Raw genomic sequence first — 25,685 nt, 5'->3', positions numbered from 1 at the left:
CGCCCTCGCCGGAACCCCGAATGTGCTGTTCCTGCAAGCGAACCCCGTCGAGTCGATCGAAGACTTCCTCGGCACCGGCACCCTGATCACGCCCGCCGTCGAGGACAACAAGCCGCTCGAATCAGCGTCCAAGGCAGTCTCCGCCGCCTTCCGCTCCGACACCCCACCGGCATTCGTCGTGGTCCAAGGGGGCCGTTGGCTCGTGCTCGCCGAAGCCGAACGCTGGGCCGAAGGCCGCTACCTCGCAATGGACCTGCTGGTCGTAGCCGAACGCCGCCACGACGCCCGCGGCGGCGAAATCGACCGCGCCGCAGCCATCTTCGGCCATCAGGCGTTGAAGCCCGACGCCGACGGCAACATCTGGTGGACCGGCGTGCTCGAAGACTCGGTGAAACACACCGTCGGCGTCTCCAAGGACCTCCGCGAAGGCATCCGCCTCTCCATCGAAATCATCGCCAACGAGGTCGTGCGCCGCCGCCGCGAGGCCGACCTCCCGATGGACAACATCGACGGCAACGAACTCGCCAAGCACTCCCTGCGCTTCCTGTACCGAATCCTGTTCCTGCTCTACGCCGAAGCCTCCCCCGAAATGCAGGTCCTGCCCACCGGCACAGCCGAATACGAAGAGGGCTACGGACTGGACCGCCTCCGCGAACTGACCCTCACCGAACTCGTCTCCCCCCACGCCCGCACCGGCACTCACCTCTACGAGTCCCTGGCAAAACTATTCTGGTTGGTGGAAAACGGCCATACCCCGACCGTGCGCGAGAACGTCACCGATGATCCCGCCCCCGGCCTCGAATTCAACCGTTTGCGCGCAGACCTGTTCTCTCCCAAGGCAACCGCGCTGATCGACGAGGTAGGCCTCGGCAACGAAGCCACCCAACAGGTCCTCGCCCACCTGCTGCTGACCAAGGAATCCAAGTCCCGCAAGGGCGCCGACCGCGGCTTCATCAGCTACGCCGAACTGGGCATCAACCAACTAGGCGCGGTCTACGAGGGCCTGATGTCCTACACCGGCTTCTTCGCCGAAGAAGATCTCTACGAAGTAGCCAAAGACGGCAACCCCGAGAAGGGTTCCTGGGTGGTCCCGGTACACCGAGCCGACCACCTCTCCGAATCCGACTTCGTCCGCACCGAAGACCCCACCACCGGCGAAAAGAAGCCCGTCCTCCACCCCAAGGGCACCTTCGTCTTCCGCCTCGCCGGCCGCGAACGCCAACAGTCCGCCTCGTACTACACCCCCGAAGTCCTGACAAAGTTCGTCGTCTCCCAAGCCCTCGAGGAACTCCTCGACCAAGACGACCACCGCACCACCCCCGAAGAAATCCTCTCCCTCACCATCTGCGAACCCGCCCTCGGCTCCGGTGCATTCGCGATCGAAGCAGTCCGCCAGCTCGCCGCCGAGTACTTGAAGCGCAAACAAGAAGACCTGGGCGAACTGATCGACGCCGACCAGTACACGATCGAACTCCAAAAGGTGAAGGCCCACATCGCCATTCACCAGGTCTACGGCGTCGACCTCAACGCAACAGCCGTCGAACTAGCCGAAATCTCCCTCTGGCTCGACACCATGGTCGCCGGCCTACAAGCCCCCTGGTTCGGCCTCCACCTCCGCCGAGGCAACTCCCTGATCGGCGCCCGCCGAGCGGTCTACACCCCCACCGACCTCACCAAAAAAGCCTGGCTCAAAACCGTCCCCAAGGACGTCCCCCTCGGCACCCAAATCGGCGCAGGCATCCACCACTTCCTCCTCCCCGCCGAAGGCTGGGGCGCAATAGTCGAGACCGCCGAAGCCAAAACATACGCCCCCGACCAGCGCGAAGAACTCCGCCTCTGGCGCAACGAAATCCGCAAGTCTCCCTCCAAAGACATCACCAAACGCCTCGCCTCCCTCGCCCAGCGCGTGGAAACCTTGTGGGAGTTCACCCTCCGCCGCCTGACCATCGCCGAGTCCGAAATCCGCCGTGACCTCCACCTGTGGCGTAGCGAACCCATCGACCATGTCCCCGCGGTCACCCGCGAACAGATCGAAGCGATGCTGAACGACGAGAACGGCCCCTACCAGCGGTTGCGTCGTGTAATGGACGCCTGGTGCGCACTCTGGTCGTGGCCAGTCACCGGCGACATCGCCGCACCAGACTGGGACCAGTGGGTCGGCGGCCTCGAAGCTATCCTCGGCACTACCGCCAAGGCGGGCAAGTACGAAAAGTACGGCCAAACCAGCTTCGCCTCCGACCTGGACTGGTCCGAACTTGACGTCGCCGAAGATAACGACCGAGTCTTCGCCCAGGCCAAGTCCGCCGAAATAGCTGCCAACGAGTTCCCCTGGCTGAACATCGCTTCCAGCATTGCCGACACGCAGGGGTTCCACCACTGGGAGCTCGATTTTGCTCCGCTGTTCGTGGGCGGCGGGTTCGACTTGCAGGTTGGTAACCCACCCTGGGTACGTCCCGACTGGGACGAGGCCGGGGTATTGGCCGAATTCGACCCGTGGTGGCAACTGTCCCACAAACCCGCCGAGAGCGAGAAGAAGGCAAAATCCACGTGGGCGCTATCAGTTCCGGATGTGCGTACGATGTTTCTCGACGAACGTGCAGCGCAGGCTGGACAGAACCAGCATGTCCGCTCAGCAATTGATCGGCCGGTCCTCGCTGGATTGCAGCCGGATCTGTACCGCTGCTTTATGGAACGCACCTGGCGCTCTGCATCGCCCCACGGAATCACCTCGCTGATTCACCCCGAGAGCCACTTCACCGAAGCCCGCGCTCAGAATCTCCGCCGCGCCACCTACCGACGTCTCAGGCGCCACTGGCAATTCCGCAACGCATTGAAGCTATTCAATGAGATTGATAACGGTATCCAATACGGCATCCACGTCTACGGGCCCGACTCACCCATAAGCTTCCTGCAAAGCTCGGCACTTTACCACCCCGACGTCGCCACACGGTCCCTCCAAGCACGACGCTCAGGTCACGACACCTCTACCATCGTTCCGGGGGTCAAAGATCCTGACGGGAGATGGGATGTCCGACCCCATGCCGAACGTATCCTCGACATCTCCGAATCCGACCTTGCGGGCTGGGCAACACTGATCGACGAACCTGGTACCCCTGCCGCGGAAGCTCGAATGCTGTACCCGGTGAACCGGGCGAGCGCGGCCGTCCTCGACAGGATCGCAGTCGCGCCCAGGATCGCTGCGGTGCCGTTCAACTGGACTGTGGGATGGAGTGAACCAGGCGGGCGCAAACTCGGCTATTTTGAATCCAGATCTGCGGTACCAACGACCCTCGCAGAGACTATCCTGCAAGGTCCTCACATCACGGTTGCCTGCCCGATCTACCAGCAGGGCAACCCGACTATGCGGAGCATGAAAGACTATTCGGCGGTCGACCTCACCACAATTACGGCCGATTTCATACCCCGAACCAATTATCAGCTCTCCCGACCATTGCCCGAATTTCAGACTGCATATCCTCATTGGGATGGCAAGTCCAGTTCTTCATCCTTTAGACTAGCGTGGCGTCGGATGGCCGATCCGGCAACAGTCCGAACCCTCCACTCAGCGATTATTCCACCCGGACCTACACATATCGAAGGATTGTTTTCTCTAACTTTCGACAGCCTTCGTGACATAGCGCTAGCGGCCGGATTCACAGCATCAATTCTTAGCGACTTTCTAGTAAAGCTGACCGGCGTTGCCAATCTGACCATCGGTCTCATCGGATCACTTCCCCTGGTGAAGGGAAGCACCCTTGAGCAGGAACTTCTACTTCGTGTCCTACGCCTAAATTGCCTTGTCGGCGCATACGGCCCGATGTGGAACGAACTACATGATTCAAGTTGGACTTCGAGTACATGGGTACCCGGCATGAGGCCTGGCTACACACGTACGGATTCACTCGGCGATCCAGAACCAGTTTGGTCGTTGGATGCCCCCTTGCGAATCGACGCCGACCGCCGCCAAGCCCTAATCGAAATCGACGCCATCGTAGCCGTAATGCTCAACATCACCGCCGAAGAACTCCTAACCATCTACCGCACCCAATTCCCCGTCCTCCAAAAATACGAACGCGAAGCCCTCTACGACACCACCGGCCGCCAACTCCCCACCAAACTAGCCACCGAATACCGCAAAAAGGGAACACTGTCTCCCGCCGACCTAACCGTCGACGGAATCACCTATGTAGCACCGTTCACTGGCGTCGACCGCGAACGCGACATGCGCCTCTCCCATGAACACTTTTCCCGCCTCGCCGAGGCGCAAGCCATATAGGCGACCGGGCTGCACCCCAGGAGAATCACCGTCAATGGGCCCCCGCCCACAAAAACAAGAAGGGATCTTCACCATGTCAGAAAGCCCAACCTCCCATGGCCTCGGCGTCGGCCACGGAAGCTTGATCGAATACCCTGATGGAAGCGTCGAGTACCGGGCGACGGGAAAGTTCCTGCCCGCGTTCAGGGTTCGCATGCGAGATGTCGTGGGGTTCTCGGTGCGCCAGGTGACGCGCGACGACAAGAAGCGGCTGAAGGCTTCATCGCTCCAACAGGTACTTTCCGTGCAAGGGTCTGGCACCACCCTCGCCGAAGTCGCCATCAATCACGGCACGGCTCAGAAGATCGAGGATTGGTTCCACTCCCACCGAGACTTCGGCGGGCCGCGATCACAGGCACCCGTATCCCAGAGCCCGCAGCCGATGGGAACAGCCTCGATAGCGGATGAACTGATGAAGCTCGCCCAGCTCCGCGATGCCGGGGTCCTCACCCCTGCTGAGTTCGAAACGCAGAAGGCACGACTTCTCGGCTGAGCCAACGAGCCACGAGCGCTCGCCACCACCCGACTCGGACAGGAGATGAACATGGGCTTCTATGTTCGACAGTCGCTCAACGCCGGGCCGTTCCGGTTCAATCTGTCCCGGTCAGGTCTCGGCATCAGCGCCGGAGTTCCTGGATTCAGAGTCGGCACCGGACCACGCGGAAACTATGTACACGCAGGCGCGCACGGGGTGTACTACCGCGCGTCGCTGGGCGGTGCGCGCCCACCGAATACGATCCAACGAACCGCCTCCCACCGACCGAGCCCAACTCCTATTCCCATGGCCGACCTCACCGGCGCGGACGCCACCCAGCTTCTGCCCACCGGGCCGGGCGACCTGATCGACCAGCTCAACTCTGCCGCTGGCAAAGGCCGAACAGCCCCGTGGATCGGCGGCCTCCTCGGCGTACTCGTCCTCGCAACTCTGCCGTTCGGCCTGTTGATCTTGATTCTCGCGGTTCCGCTGGTCTGGTGGCTGGCCCTGCACGACCAGGCCAAGCGCAGCGTCGTTGTTTTCTACGACGTCACCGATCAACCCGCGGCATGGTTCGGTGCGCTCAACGAGGCGTTGATGGAATACGCGGCGTCGCAAGGAAAGTGGCGAGTCAATGCGCAAGGAGGGCTGGCCACGGTTCATCAGCGCAAGATCAACGGCAACGCCACCGGCCTGCTCGACCGAACCCCGGTGACAGTGAGTTTCGACCACCCGAAACACCTGGTCACCAACGTCGCCGTCCCGACCATTGCCAGCGGAGCAGACGCTCTCCACTTCCTCCCCGACCGCCTGCTCGTCCGCACCGGCAAGCACTACAGCGATGTCAGCTACGGAATGCTCTGGGTCCAGTCGTCCACTCGCCGGTTCATCGAATCGGATGCCGTACCAGCGGATGGCATCCGAGTAGACACGACCTGGCGGTTCGCCAACGTGAAAGGTGGCCCCGACCGCCGATTCAAGAACAACAGAATGCTTCCAGTCATGCAGTACGGAAACGTACGACTGGCGAGCAACAGCGGGCTGAACTGGGAACTTCAATTCTCCAGAGCCAACTCGTTCGATCGCGCGACTTCCGCCCTGCAGCACCCCCCGAACCTGCCTCAGATCTCAGGTGACATGAGACCTTGACGTCCGTCGTGATTCCGCCCGGAGTCGGCTCAACGAGCGGGTGGCGGAACGGGCCGAAATGCCGTGCGAGCCTGTCGAACTCGGTACATCCACTCGTGCGGATACAATACCTCCGCGCTCCCGCCAAGTGGCGCGAGCCGGAACTCCTTGTCGTTGGTTACGCAGTACTTACGGTGGCAGTCGTCGCCGATGCCGCAGCTCAGCTGATAGACCCGCCCGTCCTCCCAGTCCAGCGGCGGATGGAAGTTGCTGAAGTTGGGGTGGTCGCCAAAGGTGGCACCCGACGTTCGCTCGAAGACGAGCTCATGAACCACGTCGTAGACGACGTCCATCGCCGCGTCGCGATTCCAGCCGTAGGCTGACTGCAGCTTGTCGATGACAAGGTTATCGACGTGGTTGCTGGTGAAGACCTTCAGCGGATCCTTGCCCGCGAACATGCCGTCCTTGGCATGCCACATCGACAGCAAACTGTCGACACGCCGGTCCACGAACGGTCGGCTGAGGCTGCAGGCTCGTCGCTTTTGCCAGAGTTCTGTTCCGACAGCATCAAATCGCTCCCAGGTCGCCGGCTCCCCCAAACACACGGCCATATCGATACAGACGTTGGCGTCGAAAACCGCACCGTGGACATCGTATTGAGGAAGCGGCACCCACCGACTTTACCGCTACGGCCGCCGAGGACGAACAGAGCCAGCAGCAGCTTCAACGTAGCGCGTCGTCGATCGCTCGGATCGGCTACGACCGACCAAGTCGTCTTGATCGGGATGATAGAGGGGCTGTGAACGCTGAGCTTGCCGGATCGCTTCGTATGCGGCTCGACGTCGGGCGGTTTCCAGATTCCCGCACATTCGGGGGGCGGGACGACGCACCTCGACGTACTCGTCGTCGGCATGCGAGGACCGAGTCGGCGTCCTGGGCAGAAGGCCAGCGGTAGTCATGACATCAACCTCGTCGTTCAGTGGGCCAATGACGTCTTGATCAAAGCCTCAGTCTCGAGAATGCCAGCGTAGCCGCGATCTGCCCACATATAGACACCACCCCGCCGCATATGTGATCTATGTCACATTCAGCTGTGGAGAGTGTGATGGATCTTCTCAGCGAGCTTGCTAGCTTGGCAGCTGGTGGCGGTCACCTGGTCGGTTGCGTTCTCCAGCGGGATCCAGGGATCAGTGTTGACCCAATACGAGTCCACGAAGGTTCCGACCGCGGGATAGCTCGGCAACGATGACTCAACGGTGAGTTCGAATGGTGCGTAGGCGACACTTCGGCCCACTGATCGGGTCAACCGGGGGTGAACCTCGGCCTCGGTGATCACGCCGATCTCAGCTTGGTAGGTCCAACCACCATCGGCAACGCCGTCGATCAGCAAGGCGAAGTCGGACACACCCAATTCGGCTGCGCGGGAGATCATCGCTTGGGAGCCACGCAGGTGGGCGCTGATCGCCAGGTCCTCGATCGACTGCTCGGACTCGTCGATATCCCAACCGACGACGTGCTGGAACGCGGTCCCCACCGCGATGGTCTCGACGCCGAGTAACGACGCGACGGTGACAGCCACGTGTTCCACGCTGGGGCGGGCCGCTGGCTGCGTTTCGTCCATGGTGAAGGCATAGATCGAAATCCCCTCGAGATCGATCTGAGCTTGACCCCATCCGCCGAGGTCAACCCGAAGTCCAGTCGATCCGAGTGGTCGGAACCCACTCAACAGTCCAGCGTCATCGATCGCTTTGAGGACTACGGAACGCTTGTCCAGCAACTCGTATCGAGTACGGTCCCATCGACAGGTCAGCGTGACAGTGGTTGCGGGATACTCCCTCATTGAAGGGAACGTACCCGATCGTGTCAGCGATTCAGCGACAGGCGTCGAGAAACACTGAGCCCAGTCGGCGGTCAGGACCGGATCGACGCTCAGCCAAAGGAGCAGCAACTGCTCGACAGCGGTCACACAGCTTCAATAGTTACGTCCATGACGCGATAAGTAGATCGACCATCGACTGGGCAAGTTCAATGCTCGCGCTCCCGACTGTCGTAGCGGCTGACAGGCTGTGCGGATCGCCCAGTGCATCGTTGATCACGGCGCCCGCTTCCCGCGCCAAGAGAACCCCCGCTGCCGTATCCCACGGCTTGTTAGCCAGGATCACACAGCCATCAGTCCGCCCCTGAGCCAACCATGCGAGATCAAGCGATGCCGCGCCGAGCATTCGAACGCGCTCAGCCTGACCTGCAAGCGCCGCAGTCACTTTGAGCCGTTCGACATTCTTGCCCGGCGCATCTGGACCGACCGCGTAGTCACCGATCGACACCATCGCGGATGAGATCTGCCGGACGCCGCTCGCAAAGATCTGCTCGTCGTTCGCATACGATCCGCCCCCACGACTCGCATGGAACGCCTGGCCGAGAAACGGTGCCACGATCGCCGCAACGACAGTCGTGTCACCCCGCAACAACGCCAATGACACCGCGCACAAAGGGATTCCGTGGACAAAGTTCGACGTGCCGTCGATGGGGTCCAACACCCACCGATACTCGCCACCGACGTCGTGGCCTGCGCTTTCCTCACCGAGAAACGAAAAGTCCGGCGTCGCAGCGGCGAGATACTCCCGGACCGTGCGTTCGATCTCGAGGTCCAGATCGGTGACGTAGTCACGGTCGCCCTTCAGCCGCACGGTGGCGGGTCGAGCGGAGGCCAACATGTCGGCACCCACCGCCGCAGCATCTCGCGCGAGGGCGAGGACATCCACACTATCGACGATCATCAACCGGCTCCGCTCCGCTGGCCCACAAGGTTTCGAACACTCCGCTGAAGGTGGGAAATTGCGGAGCAGCTCGCTTCTGGTCGCATACGTGGTGACCGATTCGGGCCCGCCACCGCGAGCCTTGCCAGTCGAGAATTGCTGCACCTCAGCAGAACCCCGACCAAGAATTCCTGGTCGGCCGGGGTCGGTCCGAGCACCCGCGCTGTTTCGTTGCCCGCCAACGCGGTCACTCAGATCGCGCCACGCATCAGCCCAACAGCCTCGTCCATCCCATAGGTTTCAAGCAGCCTTTGCAGCACTTCGTCCAGAGTCTGCGGCGGACTCTGCCGTCGTTTGAGCAACTCCCCTACGGCCTGTAGCGCCGTGTCAGGCGATACCGCCACGGCGTCCGCCGCGAACTCCGCGGGCCGCAGTATCTGGATGTGCCTTGGCACTCCGACGACTGGGAAGTCTTTGACGTTGTCGGTCACGATCGCCCCCGCCCCGCCAACTACGGCGGCGGCGACCACGTGTTCATCATCGGGGTCCGGCAGCCCGAACGTGCCCTCGTGGGGTTCCCACCCCTCCACGAGGGCATCGTCGAACGCGTTCCGCATTTGCCGCGTCAGTCGTTGAGCCCTGGACTCCGCGTCGCGCTGGTCTGTGCCGTACCGGGTGACCAGCTTGCGGGCCTCGTGGAACTCCAGCTCCTCGAGGATCCGGTCTGACCACAAAGGCCGATACAGCCCCTCAACAGCCAACGAGAGCAGGAAGTCTCGTTGGAGGCTTGGCCATAGAACGCAGGTGTCCAGGACGACGGCAAACATGCCGACTATTGTTTCAGCCCTTGGACTTTCGACGTGCGGCGACCATGCGCCGGACTTCACGCAACTGCTCGCGCACCTGTTCTGGATCGTCCTCGGCATCGATCTCGACTTCGGTGGCCGCCAACGCATCGTACTGGCGCACTCGGCGCGCCTCCCGGTAGTCGAGTACGTCGTCCAGGCGCAGCCTATGGCGAGTGCCGACCCGTTCGGCTGGCAACTCGTTCTTGTCGATGAGGCGGATCACTGTCGGCCGACTGACGCCGAGTAGGTCGGCTGCTTGCTGTGAGGTCAGCGTCATGCTGTGCGGCGCGACAGTCACAGCCTTGCCTGCCAACATTGCCAGGACAACTTGCTTCAAAGCCTGATGGACTTCCCAGGGAAGCTCGATCCGGTCATGTTCCGCAACGCCTACCAGCGCATAGCTGGGATTGGCCTTCGACGAGGAGTCCCTGAGCTCATGAGCAGCCAAAAAGCTCAGCACGGGCGCGAGGCTGTCGCCGTTGTCTACAGGGATGAAGGTCTTCTCTTCCAACGCTGACACGGTCACCACAACCCACCTCCTCAACTGCCATCTTTCGAACGTTTCGAACGATGTTTCGGAACGTTTCAATCGTAACTCTCTAACTACTCCCATGTCCAGGAGAGCCGGAGTCTGTCTCTGCGCGTCACAACCCTGACGGCGGCGCAAACGGGCAGCTCAGCCATCACGCGCTGCTGGTTCCAGGGCATTGTCGGTGCCGATCTGTAGCTTGCTCGTCAGCCAGCACCGACTTGGAGAGGACTGTCGTGAACACCGAATTGCATCGTTCGTCACGGGATCGCACGGTGTCGCCATGATCCGTGAACAATCGGGCGACCTTCTCGCCGCCGACGTCGAAGCACTCGTCAACGCCGTCAACACCGTCGGCGTGATGGGCAAAGGGATCGCGCTGCAGTTCAAACAGGCCTACCCGGCGATGTTTCGGGAGTACGCCCGAGCCGCACGGGCAGGCGAAGTTCAGATCGGTGCGATGCGCGTGTGGGCGACGGGCGCCACGAGCGGTCCACGGTTCATCATCAACTTCCCGACAAAACGGCACTGGCGCTCCCCCAGCAGCCTGGCCCACGTGGCTGCAGGCCTTCCAGCTTTGGCCCAAACCATCGAAGAGAACGAGATCCGATCCGTGGCCATCCCGGCACTCGGCTGCGGGTATGGCGGCCTCGACTGGGCAAGCGTAGAGCCGCTGATCCATCAGACGCTGGCGCCGTTGTCCACGTTGGTCGATATTCAGCTGTATCCACCACCGGCATGAGGATGCCCCGCCAGGACTATTGGGCCGCCGCCGCTCTCGATGATCTAAAGCTGTTGCGGTGCCCGATTAGGGGAGGATGCGTATCCACTTCTGGTACTCGCCCCGCGGCAACGAGAATGGCTCGAACGCGGCACGCTCGAACAGGAGCTGGCTGGGGTAATTCTGGATGTGGATATTCGCCGTCACCTGCACCGACTCGGCCCCGCATTCGCTCGCCCGTACCGAGACGGCCGCACACGTCTCACCGAGGGCTCGATCGGCAACTTTCCCACCTTGCCCGCGGGCAGATGTGCAAACGCCGATGGCAGCGATGTGGGCAACAAACATCGTCGGCAGGGATTCGTCGAATGTCAGATGCGCTGCCGCGACAATGACGCCGGTGTCTGCTCTCCTCCCAACAACGAGTAGGTTGCCTGCCTTGAGGTTCTGGGCGCTTTGCCGAATGATGCTCTGCGGCACCCACTCCCACGGTCTCAAATGCGCCAGACGCCGCCCTTGCAGAGTTCGCGGGTGTGGGGCTGTGCAGGTAAACGTTTGAAGCTCTGTCGCCTCTCGTCGGTTCGCGATCGTCCCCCAGCAGATCTCAGCCGCGGTCACCGGGCAGACTTGCCGTTCGCCGCGAGCCAGTCCTCCAACTCGGCACGGCTCAGCCCGTTCTCGAACGCCGCCTCGTAGCCCCGCGCGAGCATTGCACTCTCATCCGGTTCCGGGAAATCGATCTCGTCGACTGCGACGTCCAACGCCCAGGCAAGATGCTCGGGCGAGACACCCCCGGCCTCAACCCTGTGTTGTAGCGCCTCGATCAGAATCGGCGGAACTGCGCGCGCGGAAGATCCCTGCTGCCGAAGAACTACCGATCGCCGGACCTCGAACGTCGATTGCCCGCCTACCGCATCCGCTCGAACCACAGCTGGCGTGGCCCGCTCGAGTGCCCCCGATACTTCCGCCGAGGGCTGAATCCCCAGCGCCGCCAACCGCTTCTTCACAGCGACGGTTGAGACCCCGGTTTCCCAAAGGAATCGCGCGAGAGCTCCCTCGCCCATCGAGGACCAATCTTGCTGAACAACAAGGGCTTCCGGAAGCAGTAGTTGCGCGGCGAAGCCATCAGCTGGCTCCTCCTCAGCTTCACCAGGCATCGAGTCGCCACCGTGATGCCCGAGCGCCAGGTGAGCCAACTCGTGCGCCAACGACCAGTTGCTCCGAAACCAATTGGGTGTGGTGGCGAGCATGACGATCGCACGCGACCCGATGGTCAACGAGTAGTCCGTGGACAGCATCGGCAGCCTAATCACATCGACGCCGAGCCGGGATTCCACGACAGCACTGAACTGGCGCGCGAAGTCATCCCCCAACGCAGCCCGCATACCCGCAGGATCAGCAGGTAGCGGCTCACTGGGTGGCGGACCCGCCGGAAACGCAGCGTTGTATGCGTCAACCACGTGGCCGAGGAGCTTTTCGTCATGCACCCGTCCGGGGTTGGTTCGTACTCCCAACTCCGCGTTCCAAGCGTGGCGAGCAGCGATCCTGACCCGTTGCGGGTCCTGCTCGCCAGTGACAAGCCAATACATGTCAGTGCCGATCTCATCGGCGATCCGCGCCAACTCTCGCGACGAGAAACCACGCTGCCCGTTGAGCGCCCGCGACAGCGCATCGGTCTTCATCCCAACCCGCTCCGCGAGGCCCCGCTGGCTCAGCCCCTCCGGCATCCGAGATCGAATCCGCTCACCGACCGCCCTCAGCTCCTCGTCCATACTGGCCACACTACCTGCAATATTGGGAAAAGCCCAACGGATTCTCAACCAGATACTGATGGTCGATATTCAGGTCGACCTGGTCGTGGAAGTCGTCTCGAAGTCGACAACGATGACCGACCGGGTCGTCAAGCCGATCATGTACAGCGCAGCCGGCATCGCCTCCTACTGGCGATTCGAGATCAATCCCTTCGCGGGCCAGTTCCCCGGTGAAGAGCTCCCAGTCCTTTTCGCCTACCGGCTCGGTCCCGACGGCGGATACGGACAAACCCACCGGGTGGCCGCGGGCGATACCGCCGACATCCGCACGCCGTTCCCGGTCACCATCATCCCCGCGTCCCTCCTGCCCTGAACAAGGCACGCTGCCAACGCGGCACGGCTACCCTTTGAAACCGAACTCCGGGGCGCCGCTCGGGGGCTACTCAGCAGCCACCAGCAGTGGCGGTCGAAAGTCGAAGGAGAAGTACGGTATGCCGGAGCACTGTGCGGTGCCGCTAGAGAATTCCGACTCGAATGCGCACATCGAGTTCGCGCACACGTGTTCGGGTTATGAGGGGTTCGGCGGACCGGAGGGTCTCGGCGACGTCGTACGGGTAATCCGTAGCGAATGGGAAGCGGCAGGCACACTGCCTGATGACGTGCTAATGCTCCGGCGCTGCCTGTTCTACGAGGTCAGGGCGCACAGGCACAGTGGCGGATACACACCGTTCAACGAGGATGAGTTCGTCCTCGCTCTGATGTCCCACATTCGGCTCTTGTCCGGCGGATCAGTCCCGATTCTGGAGTTCCAGTGACACGGAGACCCTGACTTCCGCCAACTCGCTCGACGACGATCACGATCAGTGGCAATCATGTGCCCCGCCACCGCGCATCCGCCACCCGGCTGGTCGCCGATCTGAACATGAATCAACTCGGACTCATCGATTGACATAGTTTTCACGTTCGCCTACTCTCTAGTCACGCACCTGCTAAACATGCAGAAGTCCTAATGAATACCAGTTGGTACTACATTGGGACAACCTCAGCGTCGACCAACTAGGAGAGTGCCTGAGATGACGACTGCCATCGAGGCATTCACCCCCGGCGCGCACGAACTCGACACCGGGGCGCAGGGGGAAAATGATGAGTAGTTCGTTGCTGATGCGCGCGACGTCGGCGATCGCGGGACGACCCGATGTGGTCGCGGTGATCGGCGACGGCGCGGATCGACCCGACTTGCTGGTGATCGACAAGCGTGCCGGGCTCTACGCGATCGATATCGCGCCGTCGGAGACGATGGCCCAGGATCGCGAACCGTGGATGCGGTTGAACCGCAAGCGCGCTGAGCTGCGGGAGGTCTTACAGTCCCTGGGCGCGCCCCGTGTCAACGTGGCCTTGGCCTTCGTCGGCGCGGCCCCCGCAGCGGCACAATCGGGTTCAGGACCCAGTCGAATCATGCTCGGTGCCAACGACTTCGCCACCGCGGACTGGCTCGACCGACTGCCACAAGCCCCGCTGTCCGATGCCGACTTCGCGGCCATCGTCGATCGTCTCGCCCCTGCGGTGGTCTTCACTTCCCACGCCCGCACCGGTGCCACCGACCCGCAAGCAGCTGACCGAGCCGCCAAACGCCTGATCCTCGACGCCGCGCAGTCGGCGATCGCCCTCGCGCCGATCACCGGAGTAGCGGTAGTCGCCGGCCCTCCGGGCAGCGGGAAGTCGCTGCTGCTCGCCGCTCGTGCACGCGAACTGCGCCGGGCACATCCCGGCTGGCGGGTGAGCGTTGTCGCCTTCAACAAGGCACTTGTCCCGTATCTGGCGAGCCTCATCAACGATCCCTTGGTCACCGTGACGACCGTGGGAAAGTTCGCACACCAGAACGGGTTTCGGGTGGCGTTCTCAGATCCCGTCCAATCGGCGAAGGACCTGCGTGCCGCTCGCAAGCGCGGGATCGAGCGCACAGTCGACGCGCTGCTGATCGACGAACTCCAAGACTTCGACCCCTCGTGGCTCGGCTTCGCACTCGATACCGTGCGCCCTGGTCGCGGTGGGGCCTTGCTGGTCGGCGACAGCGCCCAAGGGCTCTATCGCGACGCCGACCTGGAAGAGTGCTTGCGCGGTCGCAATGTCGTCCGCATCGAGCTGACCAAGCCCTATCGGGGCACAAAGCAAATATTGCGCGCCGGGAGCGTGCTGACCGGGCAGCCCATCGTCGGCATCGATTCCGCGCCCGACGGCCAACCCGTCGACCTGATCTGGGCCGACTCCCCCAACGAGCAAGTGGAATGTCTCGCATGGGAAATCGCGGCGATGCTCGACAGCGGGCAGCGCCGACCCGAGCACATCGCGGTGCTGATGACCCAATGGCGTGGACTCACCCGATTGCGGGCCGCGTTGGACGCCAAGGATATCCCGTACGAGGTGTTCGAGAAGAAGTATCCCGACGCCTTCGACATCACCAAGCCGACAGTCAAGGTGATCACCGTGCATTCGGGCAAAGGCTACGAGTTTCCCGTCGTGTGCTTGCTCGGCATCGAGAAGTTGCCCGTTGCCACCGATGACGAGAGCCGCCAACAAGAACGGGTCGGGTTCGTCGGCGCGACGCGCGCCCAAGACCAACTTCTGATCACCCACACCGAGTCGACCACCCACATCGGCAGGCTCCGTACCCTCGGCCCTGACATCACGCAGTGGACCTGGCCCGACGACTACGCGAACCGCGACTGAGCAGGGGAGAACGACGATGGCACGACTGCATGTCCTCGGCGACTGGCATGGCCCAGGCGAAGAGAAATCCGCGCACTACCTCGCCGAGAACCTTCCCAACGACTGGGACGTGATCGCGGGTCGGCAAGTGCCCGCAGGCAACAGCAAGGTCGTCGACGCCGATCTGATCATCGTCGGCCAGCGGCGCATCTTCGTGTGCGAGGAGAAATCGTGGGGCCCGCGGGTCGACGCCGGCGAGGTGACCTGGTACGTCAACGGTCAACAGCGAGGCAACCCGGTCGACCAGGTCTCGCACACCTGTCGTGTGGTCGCGGGCCGCCTTATTGACCGTGTCGGCGGTTGGAAGGCGCACGTGAACTCCATGCGGCGCGGCACGCACCTGGTAGTCGCGCAGGTCGTGATGTCCAACCCCCGCCTGGATTTGAGTGGCACTGCCGATTTCGGTGCCGATACGATTCTGTCGCTCACTCAGACACCAGAAGTGTTGCTGCGCAGGGACGCCGAAGTCGGCAGCGGTCTCGGCGCGATGCGGGACAAGGTCATGAGCTATCTGCTCGGCCTCCGCGAGCGTGATCCGGCCCAAATGCCCACGCAGATCATGCAATACAAGGTGCTCGACCTGCTCCGGATCGAGGACGACGTCCCCGTCTACGCCGCGCTCAACCCCGCCGAACAGGTCATCTTCCTCACCTGCGTCCCGATCGCCAACTCCGAACGCCCCGCCGACGCACAACGTCTCGCGGTGCGCGAACACGACGCGCTCGCACTGCTGGCCACCGAGAATCGCACCTGGCAGGTACGCGATTGGTTCGACTGGGAGGGCTACCGGGTCACTCCAGTGCTGCCCGACCTCAGCGGCACCAGCCTGCACAAGGCGATCTATGACGACACCGTGGAAACCGACAGCCACGAACGTATTCCGGCCGCGATCGCCACCGCCACCGTGCGCGATGCCTTCGCGGCATTGGCCGCGGTCCACAGCCACGACATCGCCCACCGCGCGCTGCGACCGAAGTCGATCGAAGTGACAAGCACTGGCACTGTGCGCTTCCGCGACTTCGGCCGCGCGCGCATCGCCAGCTCACACACCGTCGCGGCCAGCCTCACCGACGACCACCCGTCAACACCCTTCCGGGCACCCAACGCGACAATGCCGTTCTTCGGCCCCAAAGACGACGTCTACAGTCTGGCATTGTCGCTGATCCAATGGATTCACGGCAACGCCAGCGAAACCCCCGATCACGACCAAGCCAGAACGCAGGCTGCCGCGTACCCCGAAATCGGGGCAACGCTGGCGCGATGCCTGGCACTGAGCCCCAAGGATCGTCCCGACGCAGCAGAGGTAGTCGCGCTGCTTACCGAGCCGACCCCACCCGCGCCCGAGGTCGTCGACGCCGTTGCTCCCTCCGTGGGTGGGCTCGTCGCCGGTCGGTACCGGCTCGTCGAGCAACTGGGCGAAGGCAGCCAAGCCAGCACCTGGCTGGCCGCCGATGAGCAGGTACCGGGCAAGCGAACGCTGAAATACCTTCGCCACGACCGCGTTTCGCCCGAGGAGGCGCTCGCCGAATTCGAGAACACCGATCGGTTGCGCAGTCACTACTGCGCGCGCGTCTACGACTTCTTGCGACAGCCGGATCCCGGCGTCATCGTCCAGGAATACGTACCGGGCCGCACCCTCAAGGAACTCGCCGAAAACAGCTCACTGGACGGTGCCGCGTACCGGCGAATCGCACGGGATGTGGTGAGCGGGCTCCACGAGGCTCATCAGCAGGGACTGTTTCACCGTGACGTCAGCCCGACCAACATCATCGTCGGCGCGGACGGCAACGCCCGGCTCATCGACTTCGGGCTCGCGACCAGCCCCGACAATGCCCGCTCAGCGGTCGGGTCGCCGCCGTTCACCGCTCCCGAGGTCTGGGCGCACGGCATCTGGAGTGCGGCAGCCGACCTCTACAGCGCGGCCGTGTCACTGCTGACGGTCATGCTCGGCCGCTACCCCTACCGCAGTGTCGACCTCAGCGGTCGCACGACCCTCATCGCCCCCACCGAGGCGCATCTCACCCGGTTCGGTCGCGACCTACTCGACGCCCTGTACGCCGCGGTCGCCGCGGACCCTGCCCAGCGTCCCCAGTCGGCCACTGAGTTTCTGGGCACCCTCACCGAGAACATCGAGCTCACACCGCAATCCAATCCGACGGTCGCGGCATTGCGTGGCCTCTACCGACACAGCGGTCTCGGCAATGCGGGCAATCGCGGCCTCGACGACGAATTCGCCCACTACACCTACGCTCCGACCTGGCTCGATACCAAACTGCTTCCCGCCATCCTGGACCGTCGGCTCGACGTGGTCGTACTCAGCGGCAATCCTGGCGACGGCAAAACCTCGTTTCTGGTGAAGGTAGGTGCCGCACTCGATGATCGCGGCGCGAAAACCATCCAGGGTGGGTACGCGGGCTGGCGCAAAACCCTCGACGGCCATGAATTCGTCGCGGTGTACGACGCGTCGGAGTCCAACGATGGGCAGTCGTCCGACGACATGCTGCACGCGGCGCTGGGCGACATCGAAACCAACTCCAACACAACGGTATTGATCGCGGCCAACGACGGCCGAGTTACCCAGTACTTCACCGATAACGAGGATCTGTATCCAGACACTGCCGAGCAGCTGCTTGCCCAGCGCGATCGCGAACCCGCGCCGGACGCTCGGGTCATCCTGGTCGATCTGAAACGTCGTGCCCTGGCCACGCCAAAGGGTGTGGGGCTCGCCGGCCACATTCTCGAACTCTTCACCGAACCTGACCGCTGGTCCGTCTGCGTAACCTGCACCGCACGCGAAAGCTGCCCCATGCGCAGCAACGCGATCGCGTTGCGCGCCCCCGCGACGGTCACGGCGGTGACCGAGCTCGTGCTCACCAGCCACCTGCGTCGACGCAGGCGGGCGACCGTCCGCGACGTCCGCTCGGCGTTCGCGTGGCTGATCACCGGTGATCTGTCCTGCGAGCAGGTACACACTGCGTTGGACCGGGAGCAAGACCCGTTGGTCGATGCGAACATGCTGCCGCACTTGACCTTTGGTGGTGGGAGCCCCGATTACCTGCTTCAGGAGTGGGGTGAGCTCGACCCCGGGGAACTGGCAACCCCTGGCGCGGTACGGTCGGCGCGCACTCGCGCTGACCTCGTCCCCGACCCGCATCAGGTGACCGCCGCCCAGACCAAGCGGCTCAAGCGTGCGCTGTTCCTCGGCATGTGGGGTACCGCGAGCGATCGCCTGGAAACCCGTGGATACCGATATATCGACGACTACCTGGCCGCGCTCACCGATACCGCGAATTCGCTGCCGCGCTTCATCTCCGGGCTGTCTCGAGTACTGGGTTACGTCGGCTACGCCGACGGCGATCTAGCGCTGCGCGACCAGGCCTACAGCTCAGACGCGGTGCGAGCCATCGTCGTGATCAAAGAGCTGTCCATCTCCGAGTTCTCCCTCGCCGTTGAAGGCAACGGCTCCGACTACCTGGAATCCTTCCGCGACCAACTCATCCTCCGACACTCCTCGGGGGTAGCCCTGCGCATCAATCTTGACACAGCCGAGCTGCTCCTGCGCGCGGCCGACGGGGAAATCCTGGGCGACCTGGCCTCCGAGGCCATCCGGCAGGAGATCGTCGGGTTCGGCAATCGCCTGCGCCGCGAACCCGCTGCGGCGGTCCGGGTGATCGACGGATCGGGCAGGTCGCTGCGCGCGGTGGCGACCGACGGCCGGATCGTACGAGAGGAAATCTGATGAGCATCGTCTTGCCTACGACCGTGAAAACCTATATCTACCGACCGCTGACGATGTTCACCTACTTGGACACCGATGTCGACCGGGTGCTACCGCACCTGTTCGAAGTGTGCGTCAAAGGCGGGCGACCCTCACGAATTCTGACGGACCCGAAGAACTACCCCGGATACCTCGAAGCGCTGGTCGACAACGAGAACATGGTCGACTTCGACTCGCCTGACGCGCGGGCACTGCTCGACGGCTGGCTCCGGTCCAGCGTTGTCGATATGGGCACGCAAATTAACCGCTCAGTGGAACAGATGCTCGCCGTCGCACCGATCACCCTGGCTGCGTACCGGTCGGGTGTTCCCTTCTCTCGCTCTCGCCATCGCTACATCGACGAGGTGACCTATCGGCTACTCCGTGCTCAGGTCGCGCAACGCGTTGACAACCAGGGAAATGCCGATGGCGAACTCCGAAGGATCATCGTAGAAACGATAGGCCACGGAATTCGTGTCGGGCCCGCGCCCAAATGGGAGCCGGAGTTGGTCGATGCGTCGGACCTCGACATCACCGCGCTGCTGGAATTCCGGTTTCTCGAAGGTTTCGAGATGGGCGAGGTGCGCTCCGAACTGAAACCCGCCGCGAAGGAACTCAACAGCCCATTGCCCCTGGTCACAGACCGAATCGGCAAGATGCTGTTGGATCATTTGCTCGTGTACGCGACGCGGCTGCCGACCGCCGCACTGATGTCGACCTTCGCCGGGCTGCTCGCCGTGAACATCTTCGCGCTGACTCTGCGCTTGAACGCGCACGGCCGCACCTTGCTGACCGGCGCGGGCCAGCCCGACAATGCCTCTGCCGCGTCGCTCGAGCTGTACTGCGACTTTACCGGCGGCATCGACGATGAGTCCGACAAACTTTCGCGGCTGTGCGTCGAGCGCGACCTCAACCAACTCCGGTTGTCATTTCGGGACCGCATGACGTTCTTGATCGTGGACAAGGCGACCGAACGTATGCCAGGTGAGACCGAACGACTGGCAACGATGACGGCCGAGGAACGACTGCGAAGGCTCGCTGAACTGCGAACCAACCAGCGGGTCGAGCTGGTCGCCATGTCGCAATTCGATGAGATCACCGCGACGAACAAGCGCGACGGCGACACGATCACCGAAGACGAAGCCGACTTCCTCGACCGTGTTCAGCAATCGAACCAGACCGAGCTCGAGAAGCTTTTGCAGGTGCTCGACTACGTCAACCAGGACAAGGCCACGAGCAATACCGTGGGCTGGTTTCATTCGGTCGGCGGATTACAGAAGCCGTACGGCATCCTCAGCGGGTTCAACCGCAGTAGGCAGTCATGGCGATACGCGCCATCTGACGAGCTGCTGACCACACTCCTGCTGACGATCTTCGTTCGCAGCAGCACCGAATATCGTTCGACGATGCCGCTGCGCGAATTGCTGACAGAACTGCGTGAACGTTTCGGGATCCTCATCGATGAACCCCCGAGATTCCTCGATGGCGCCGAAGCGCGCGCGGCCGCGACCAACAACCTCGCCGCATTCAAACGCCGCCTGCAACTGCTCGGCTGCTTCGACAGCCTTTCCGATGACTTTTCCGAACAAATCGTTCGCCATCCGCTGGGAGACCGCCATGCCTGATCCCGTCAGCCGAGCCCTGCCGCAATCGGTGCTCGACCAGATCGCGGCCGCGCTGACCGAACACGTCCATGATCACCGAGCAGGTCATTGTGTCCGGGTCGACAACTTGCGCGCTGAGGATGCCGAGAATCTGGCCATGACCTTGCGCGCCGGTCCCGCTGGGCACGTCGCGGATGTCCTGGTGCTGGTCGATAGCGCGAAGGAAACCGAGAAGGCATTCCATGTCCATGCCGAACGTGCGGTAGAACTGCGCAACCGCAAACAACGACAACTCGTGCTCCTGGTGCCGGTGGGTGTCGGGGCCGCGGCGAGTTCACTCGACAACAGCTTCGAACGAAGAGATGCCGTCGAGCTCTTGCGCGCGGCCAGCGAGTCACTCGCCTCGGCGATTTCCGATGTCGACGGTGTTCGTTCCGGAATTCGTCGGGTCGCCGAAACATTGGGCAAGAGGCGCCCCGTCGAGGCCTGGGCTCGATACGTCGCCGCAGTGAGCGCGAATCCGACCTGGGACACGGTCGGCAGCGACCTGCCCTCAGTAGGTCTGATCCCCGACCGAGGTGGCCCCGACCTGGTCGACCGGCTTGCCCGCAACGCCAAGTGCGTCGCCGAGATCAGTCGGCCCGCGCGTGCGGTCGCGTCGATCGTCGATCGACTCGACAAGGCACGGATCCAGGCCGGACCGATTCGCGACAAGCTCGCCGAATTCCTCGCCGACCCTCGCCGCGACCTCGCCAACCCCGCAGAGTGGACTGCCGACCTCATCGCCAGCGACCTCAGCCTGGAAAATTGGCCGCTGGTCGAACCGCAGACGGTGGCGGTCAGCATGTTTCAGGTCGAGCCGTTCCTGCGCGCCAACGGAGCGGTTGTCAAAGCGACCGGACTCAAACAAGATCTGCCGGGGGACCTGCCCTACACCGAGGCGGGCGAAGACAACCCCGCGTCGCTGCGTGTTTCGTGGACCACGACCCCCAAGAAAGCGGACGCGATCTACCGCTGGCGGCTCGAAGTTGTTACTCCCCAAGATGTTTCGGACGATGATGACAATCCGATCGCGAAAGTCACTGTCGCCGGTTCCCGTCGCAGCGCGAAGATCCCCATCGAGATCACCGAGTCCGACCTCGACAAGGGCTCCCTGTTCATCGTGCGGGTAACCGGTGTCGACACTTCTGGCCAGCCCGTTCAGTTGATGTCAGGCGAAGCCGCCTGCGACGAGAGTCAGCAGTTCATCATCCGCTGGGAAGCGGACCTGATCACCGGCGATTCCCGCCGCAACTCGACCTGGTCCTTGGCACTGGGCCGACTCGATGCCGTAGTCAGCGGTCAGAACGACCTCACCGAGGACGCGTACAGCCTCGATGACCAACACAGCGCGTTATCACTGCGGCTCGGCGGTAGACGCACACTGCACCTCGGCGTCAGCCCCGGCATCGTCGCGCTCCAACGCCAAGTCTTCGGCGGCGGGCAACCCGCGTCCGCCTATGCCGCGCGCGGCCGAATGGGCGTCGCGCTCACCGCGGACGAACTCGAACCGAACACACTCGACCTGCCCGCGGCCTTGTCCAAGCAACGCGGCGAGGTCAATGCGGCACTGTCTGCCGCACAGCCACGGGACTTGGTCGAGTCCCTGATCTGGGATAAGCACCTGCGCGAGCTGGTGAAAAGCTATTGCCAGGCCTACAAGCGCGCGCTCGACCAGTCCCCGAGTGACCCGGCACACCGGGCAGCCCTGTTGACCATGGATACGCTGTCGCTCGAAATCACCACATCGGCAGGCAAACCGATCCGTGCGGTGGTCGTGCTCCCCTTCCATCCCCTGCGTTTGGCCTGGCTTGCCGAATACGACACGGTACTGACCGAGTGGGCGCGCGAACTGGCCGACAGCGGAATGACTCGCGACCAGCGTCGCAGGCTGGTCGACACCGATCTGCTCCGTCGAGTCACCCCGGCGAACCTGCCCTTCGCAGTGCCGGGGCCCGAGACCGACGCGATCTACGTACACGCGCGGGAAGCGACCGTCGGCACCGGAATCTACTTGTCGCCCAGCGAACTGGAGCCGGGCATCGCGGTCCAGGCCGTGCTCGATGTCCTCGGCATCCACCGCGACGATGCCGCGACGGACGTGCCGTCGAGTCTGGTCACCGACCACCTCGACACCTACCTGGCAACCCATTCCAGTCCGGAGTCGTTGCGGCTGTTGGCGATCAACGCCGGCTCGGGTGAGCTGCTGGCTCGAACACTGAACCACGTGATGGTCTCCGACGAGACCACCGCTGACGGCGAGGAGACCACGACCCGAGTCAACCGCCGGGTTGAGCTGATCGCCTATGGCACTCGCATGTCCGACACCGACCCGGTCCCCGCGCTGACCGACTTGCAGCGCACCTTCAGTAAGCACCGTGTCGGTGCGACCCGATCGTATCTGCGGCCCCCGCTCGGGCTCAGTGTGCGGTCATTCGATCGCCTCGCCACCGATACGGCGCCGGCTCACGTCTGCGTGGTCAGCAACTTGGCGACCATGACCACCGCCAATGCGTCGGCAGCGCCCGCCGCGACGGCGTCGTTTCGAAACCTGTTGACACCGACCAGCAATCGTCGTGTCGAGGATGCGGACGGCAGTACCTACTGGGAATCGACACCGGCACTGCGTCTGCGTGAGTTCCGTGAGGCGCGCAACAAAGACGGCGCGGCCGACACTGTCGACGCGCACCGCGCTCACCAGACAGCGCTTGCCGCTTGGGCGAACCTGCCCGCTGAGCACGGTATCGCGCTGCGGATGCGCTTGAACGACGAGCAGTCAGTCGCATTGGCCGCCGCCCACGACCGAGCCGACTGGGTCCTGTCGATCGGCGGCAATGTCGGTCCCGAACAGATGCTGTCCGGCGACCCCGAAGCGAACCAGCCCTACATTCTCGATTACGCCCCCGATTTCCTCGAGGGAATCGGTCCTCGGATCACCGTCACGACCAAGCACCGTGACGAGATCGCCGGCCATCTATCCAGCTCGCTGCGCGCACTGGGATTTCCGAGCGCCGACGACCGCGTTCGCGCTGCCCTCGGTCACTTGCAGCTGGTTTCGGGGCGCGTGGCATTGCGCCTGACCGAGAGCACGGAATCGGCGTTGGATGCGGCGGCGCTGAGTGTCTACCTCGCCGACCTGTCCACCAGAGTTGGCCTGACCGACACCATCGTGGTTCCCGTAGACGCACATCGCGAGATGTTCGCCCTTGGTGCCGACGGCCCTCGTCTTGCCGACCTGCTGCTCGTGCGCGTCAATCGGCAGGGTATCCGGATACATTGCGTCTCCGTTGTCGCGCGCACGCGCAACGTGCCCATGGAGGAACTCGTTGATGACCTCGCTGATCGGCTCGGCGCTACCGTCGAGGTTTTCGCGCAGAGCCTGCTCGGTGTCGACCGACCACGGCTGGACGTCGACCTGCAACGGGCGAAACTGGCAGGCATCCTTCGCCATCACGCCACCCGCGCATTCGGGCTCGGTCTCCTGAACGAAGAACGCCTCGCTACCGCTGAACGCCAGTTCGCCCGCATCGAGGACGGCATCAATCCCGAGATCGTGCAGTCGGGCTGCGTCGTGAGCCTCGACGCGACCGACAGCTTCACGCGGGAGTATCGCGGTATCCAGGTTGAAGTCTTGACCGCGCCCAGCAGTGCGGGATCGGGCAGTCCGACCCGATCAGCCGTCAGCCGGGTCGTCCCGCCGAGTCCGGCCCAGGTCCGCGGTACGAGCGAGAGTCGCGACGACAGCGCTGCCTCGACAACCGACAATCAGCGCGCAACCCAGCCGCAGGCCCAGCCCGACGAACTGTCGCGGAGCGCCCCCGACGAGCTGTCGCGGAGCGCCCCCGACGAGCTGTCGCAGAGTGCCCCCGCCGAAGCCGATCCGCCCAGCGAACGACCGGAACCATCGACCACACGCGACAGTTCCACCGACAGCAGCTTCGCTGATGGGCGCGCGGTGCCCGAACAGATCGAGGTCGCACTCGGCACCGACACTGTAGGCGCGGAGGTCACCTGGCGGATCAGCACCGCCGGTAGTCCGCATATGTTCATCCTCGGGATTCCGGGCCAGGGAAAGTCGGTCACCACCAGAAGAATCCTCAATTCCTTTGCCGATCAAGGCCTTCCGGCGATTGTGTTGGATTTCCACGGCGATATGGCCGCCGCGCCGCCCGCCGGAGCGGCAGTAGTCGATGCGGCCGAGGGGCTGAACTTCTCGCCCTTCGAGATGCGCGCCGACGTGGACCATCACAAGTTCCCGCAGACGGCGTGGGAACTGGCCGAGGTGATCGGATATGTCAGCGGCCTTGGCGAGATCCAGCGCAACGTCGTCTACGACACGCTGATGCAGCTGTACGGCCGCCATGGTTTCGGGCAGCCGAGCGGCCCCACCAGCCTGCCGACGATGACGCAGTTCGCTCGACTGCTCGCCCAAAACGAAGGCGCGGGCAACGGCCGCAATGTCGCCGCTCGAACCCGACCCCTGAGCGACTTCGGCCTCTTCGCCACTGATCCGACGACAACCCCCTTCGCTGAATTGCTCACCGGCGGCGTGGTTTTGGATCTGCACACACTGATGGAGCAGGTGCAGTTGGCTGCCTCCGCGTTCGTCCTGCGCAAGATCTACCAGGAGATGTTCCGCTGGGGGAAGTCCGACAGACTCCGACTCGCCGTTGTCCTCGACGAAGCACATCGCCTCGCGAAGGATGTCACGTTGCCCAAGATCATGAAGGAAGGTCGCAAATACGGCGTCGCGGTCGTCGTCGCCTCACAGGGCATCGACGACTTCCACCGCGACGTCCTTGGCACCGCGGGCACGAAGCTCGCTTTCCGCTGCAACTTCCCCCAGAGCAAAACAGTCGCCGGTTTCCTCCGTGGGCAATCAGGGTTCGACATGGCCATCAGCCTCGAAAAGCTCGCCGTAGGGCAAGCATTCATTTCTACGCCCGACGTTCCCGAAGCCCGCAAAGTGTCCATGCACCCTGAATAGCTCTGTCCG

At 63.3% G+C, this 25,685-nt stretch carries 16 protein-coding genes and 1 pseudogene; 10 read left to right on the top strand and 7 right to left on the bottom strand.

Going from position 1 to position 25,685, the window contains the following annotated elements; genetic code table 11:
• Positions 1 to 22 precede the first annotated feature (22 nt).
• The 4 genes and pseudogenes from ACFWU5_RS10780 (at position 23) to ACFWU5_RS10765 (ending at position 5,939) form a co-directional block, all read left to right on the top strand.
• Complete coding sequence (locus tag ACFWU5_RS10780; protein ID WP_379266960.1) at positions 23 to 4,276, top strand: Eco57I restriction-modification methylase domain-containing protein; 4,254 nt, start codon at positions 23 to 25, stop codon at positions 4,274 to 4,276.
• Positions 4,277 to 4,349: 73 nt separating this feature from the next.
• Positions 4,350 to 4,808: an SHOCT domain-containing protein gene (locus ACFWU5_RS10775; protein ID WP_379266959.1), complete on the top strand. Its 459-nt coding sequence runs from the start codon at positions 4,350 to 4,352 to the stop codon at positions 4,806 to 4,808.
• Between the two features lie 45 nt (positions 4,809 to 4,853).
• Positions 4,854 to 5,006 (top strand): annotated as a pseudogene (locus tag ACFWU5_RS10770) (DUF4236 domain-containing protein); the annotation flags it as partial.
• Positions 5,007 to 5,096: 90 nt separating this feature from the next.
• Entirely contained in the window at positions 5,097 to 5,939 is an 843-nt protein-coding gene (locus tag ACFWU5_RS10765) for a hypothetical protein (protein ID WP_379267085.1), read from the top strand.
• A gap of 29 nt (positions 5,940 to 5,968) precedes the next feature.
• On the opposite strand, the gene ACFWU5_RS10760 is transcribed toward ACFWU5_RS10765, so the two are convergent.
• The 5 genes from ACFWU5_RS10760 to ACFWU5_RS10740 form a co-directional block, all read right to left on the bottom strand.
• A complete protein-coding gene (locus tag ACFWU5_RS10760; protein ID WP_379266958.1) occupies positions 5,969 to 6,589 on the bottom strand; it encodes a hypothetical protein in 621 nt (206 codons plus the stop codon).
• A gap of 416 nt (positions 6,590 to 7,005) precedes the next feature.
• On the bottom strand, positions 7,006 to 7,539 hold the full coding sequence (locus ACFWU5_RS10755) for a hypothetical protein (RefSeq protein ID WP_379266957.1): 534 nt from the start codon (positions 7,537 to 7,539) through the stop codon (positions 7,006 to 7,008).
• 358 nt (positions 7,540 to 7,897) lie between these two features.
• On the bottom strand, positions 7,898 to 8,695 hold the full coding sequence (locus ACFWU5_RS10750) for an inositol monophosphatase family protein (RefSeq protein ID WP_379266956.1): 798 nt from the start codon (positions 8,693 to 8,695) through the stop codon (positions 7,898 to 7,900).
• Between the two features lie 230 nt (positions 8,696 to 8,925).
• On the bottom strand, positions 8,926 to 9,501 hold the full coding sequence (locus tag ACFWU5_RS10745) for a PIN domain-containing protein (protein ID WP_379266955.1): 576 nt from the start codon (positions 9,499 to 9,501) through the stop codon (positions 8,926 to 8,928).
• A gap of 13 nt (positions 9,502 to 9,514) precedes the next feature.
• Positions 9,515 to 10,048 carry a helix-turn-helix domain-containing protein gene (locus tag ACFWU5_RS10740; RefSeq protein WP_379266954.1) on the bottom strand — a complete coding sequence of 178 codons (534 nt, stop codon included), beginning with the start codon at positions 10,046 to 10,048 and terminating at the stop codon, positions 9,515 to 9,517.
• Between the two features lie 202 nt (positions 10,049 to 10,250).
• Here ACFWU5_RS10740 and ACFWU5_RS10735 point away from each other — a divergent pair, with 202 nt between their 5' ends.
• Positions 10,251 to 10,793, top strand: coding sequence for a macro domain-containing protein (locus tag ACFWU5_RS10735; RefSeq protein WP_379266953.1), 543 nt, complete (start codon positions 10,251 to 10,253; stop codon positions 10,791 to 10,793).
• Between the two features lie 66 nt (positions 10,794 to 10,859).
• Here the strand turns inward: ACFWU5_RS10735 and ACFWU5_RS10730 are convergent, their stop codons facing one another.
• Together ACFWU5_RS10730 and ACFWU5_RS10725 are read right to left on the bottom strand one after the other, a co-directional pair.
• Positions 10,860 to 11,252, bottom strand: coding sequence for a hypothetical protein (locus tag ACFWU5_RS10730; protein WP_379266952.1), 393 nt, complete (start codon positions 11,250 to 11,252; stop codon positions 10,860 to 10,862).
• Positions 11,253 to 11,386: 134 nt separating this feature from the next.
• Positions 11,387 to 12,499: a helix-turn-helix domain-containing protein gene (locus ACFWU5_RS10725; RefSeq protein ID WP_379267070.1), complete on the bottom strand. Its 1,113-nt coding sequence runs from the start codon at positions 12,497 to 12,499 to the stop codon at positions 11,387 to 11,389.
• A gap of 103 nt (positions 12,500 to 12,602) precedes the next feature.
• On the opposite strand from ACFWU5_RS10725, the gene ACFWU5_RS10720 reads away from it, so the two are divergent.
• The 5 genes from ACFWU5_RS10720 to ACFWU5_RS10700 all read left to right on the top strand — a co-directional run bounded on the left by ACFWU5_RS10720 (position 12,603) and on the right by ACFWU5_RS10700 (position 25,676).
• Positions 12,603 to 12,896, top strand: coding sequence for a Uma2 family endonuclease (locus tag ACFWU5_RS10720; protein ID WP_379266951.1), 294 nt, complete (start codon positions 12,603 to 12,605; stop codon positions 12,894 to 12,896).
• 770 nt (positions 12,897 to 13,666) lie between these two features.
• The gene (locus ACFWU5_RS10715; RefSeq protein ID WP_379266950.1) at positions 13,667 to 15,250 is read left to right on the top strand and encodes a 3'-5' exonuclease; all 1,584 of its coding nucleotides are present in this window, start codon (positions 13,667 to 13,669) and stop codon (positions 15,248 to 15,250) included.
• A gap of 16 nt (positions 15,251 to 15,266) precedes the next feature.
• Entirely contained in the window at positions 15,267 to 19,028 is a 3,762-nt protein-coding gene (locus ACFWU5_RS10710; protein ID WP_379266949.1) for a protein kinase, read from the top strand.
• Between the two features lie 65 nt (positions 19,029 to 19,093).
• Positions 19,094 to 20,671 carry a hypothetical protein gene (locus ACFWU5_RS10705; protein ID WP_379266947.1) on the top strand — a complete coding sequence of 526 codons (1,578 nt, stop codon included), beginning with the start codon at positions 19,094 to 19,096 and terminating at the stop codon, positions 20,669 to 20,671.
• Complete coding sequence (locus ACFWU5_RS10700) at positions 20,664 to 25,676, top strand: helicase HerA domain-containing protein (RefSeq protein ID WP_379266946.1); 5,013 nt, start codon at positions 20,664 to 20,666, stop codon at positions 25,674 to 25,676. Before ACFWU5_RS10705 ends, ACFWU5_RS10700 begins: the two co-directional genes overlap by 8 nt.
• The last annotated feature ends 9 nt before the right edge of the window (positions 25,677 to 25,685 follow it).

The organism is Nocardia sp. NPDC058640, assembly GCF_042716995.1.
Classification (GTDB): domain Bacteria; phylum Actinomycetota; class Actinomycetes; order Mycobacteriales; family Mycobacteriaceae; genus Nocardia.
Note: the sequence above shows the minus strand (reverse complement) of the source record. Positions and strands in the feature narration are given on the sequence as shown.

Excerpts from the sequence above, each read along its gene's own strand:
- ACFWU5_RS10725 (WP_379267070.1), bottom strand. The coding sequence starts at position 12,499 with ATGCCGGAGGGGCTGAGCCAGCGGGGCCTCGCGGAGCGGGTTGGGATG.
- ACFWU5_RS10710 (WP_379266949.1), top strand. The coding sequence starts at position 15,267 with ATGGCACGACTGCATGTCCTCGGCGACTGGCATGGCCCAGGCGAAGAG.
- ACFWU5_RS10700 (WP_379266946.1), top strand. The coding sequence starts at position 20,664 with ATGCCTGATCCCGTCAGCCGAGCCCTGCCGCAATCGGTGCTCGACCAG.
- ACFWU5_RS10755 (WP_379266957.1), bottom strand. The coding sequence starts at position 7,539 with ATGGACGAAACGCAGCCAGCGGCCCGCCCCAGCGTGGAACACGTGGCT.
- ACFWU5_RS10765 (WP_379267085.1), top strand. The coding sequence starts at position 5,097 with ATGGCCGACCTCACCGGCGCGGACGCCACCCAGCTTCTGCCCACCGGG.
- ACFWU5_RS10745 (WP_379266955.1), bottom strand. The coding sequence starts at position 9,501 with ATGTTTGCCGTCGTCCTGGACACCTGCGTTCTATGGCCAAGCCTCCAA.
- ACFWU5_RS10775 (WP_379266959.1), top strand. The coding sequence starts at position 4,350 with ATGTCAGAAAGCCCAACCTCCCATGGCCTCGGCGTCGGCCACGGAAGC.
- ACFWU5_RS10715 (WP_379266950.1), top strand. The coding sequence starts at position 13,667 with ATGAGTAGTTCGTTGCTGATGCGCGCGACGTCGGCGATCGCGGGACGA.
- ACFWU5_RS10720 (WP_379266951.1), top strand. The coding sequence starts at position 12,603 with ATGGTCGATATTCAGGTCGACCTGGTCGTGGAAGTCGTCTCGAAGTCG.
- ACFWU5_RS10750 (WP_379266956.1), bottom strand. The coding sequence starts at position 8,695 with ATGATCGTCGATAGTGTGGATGTCCTCGCCCTCGCGCGAGATGCTGCG.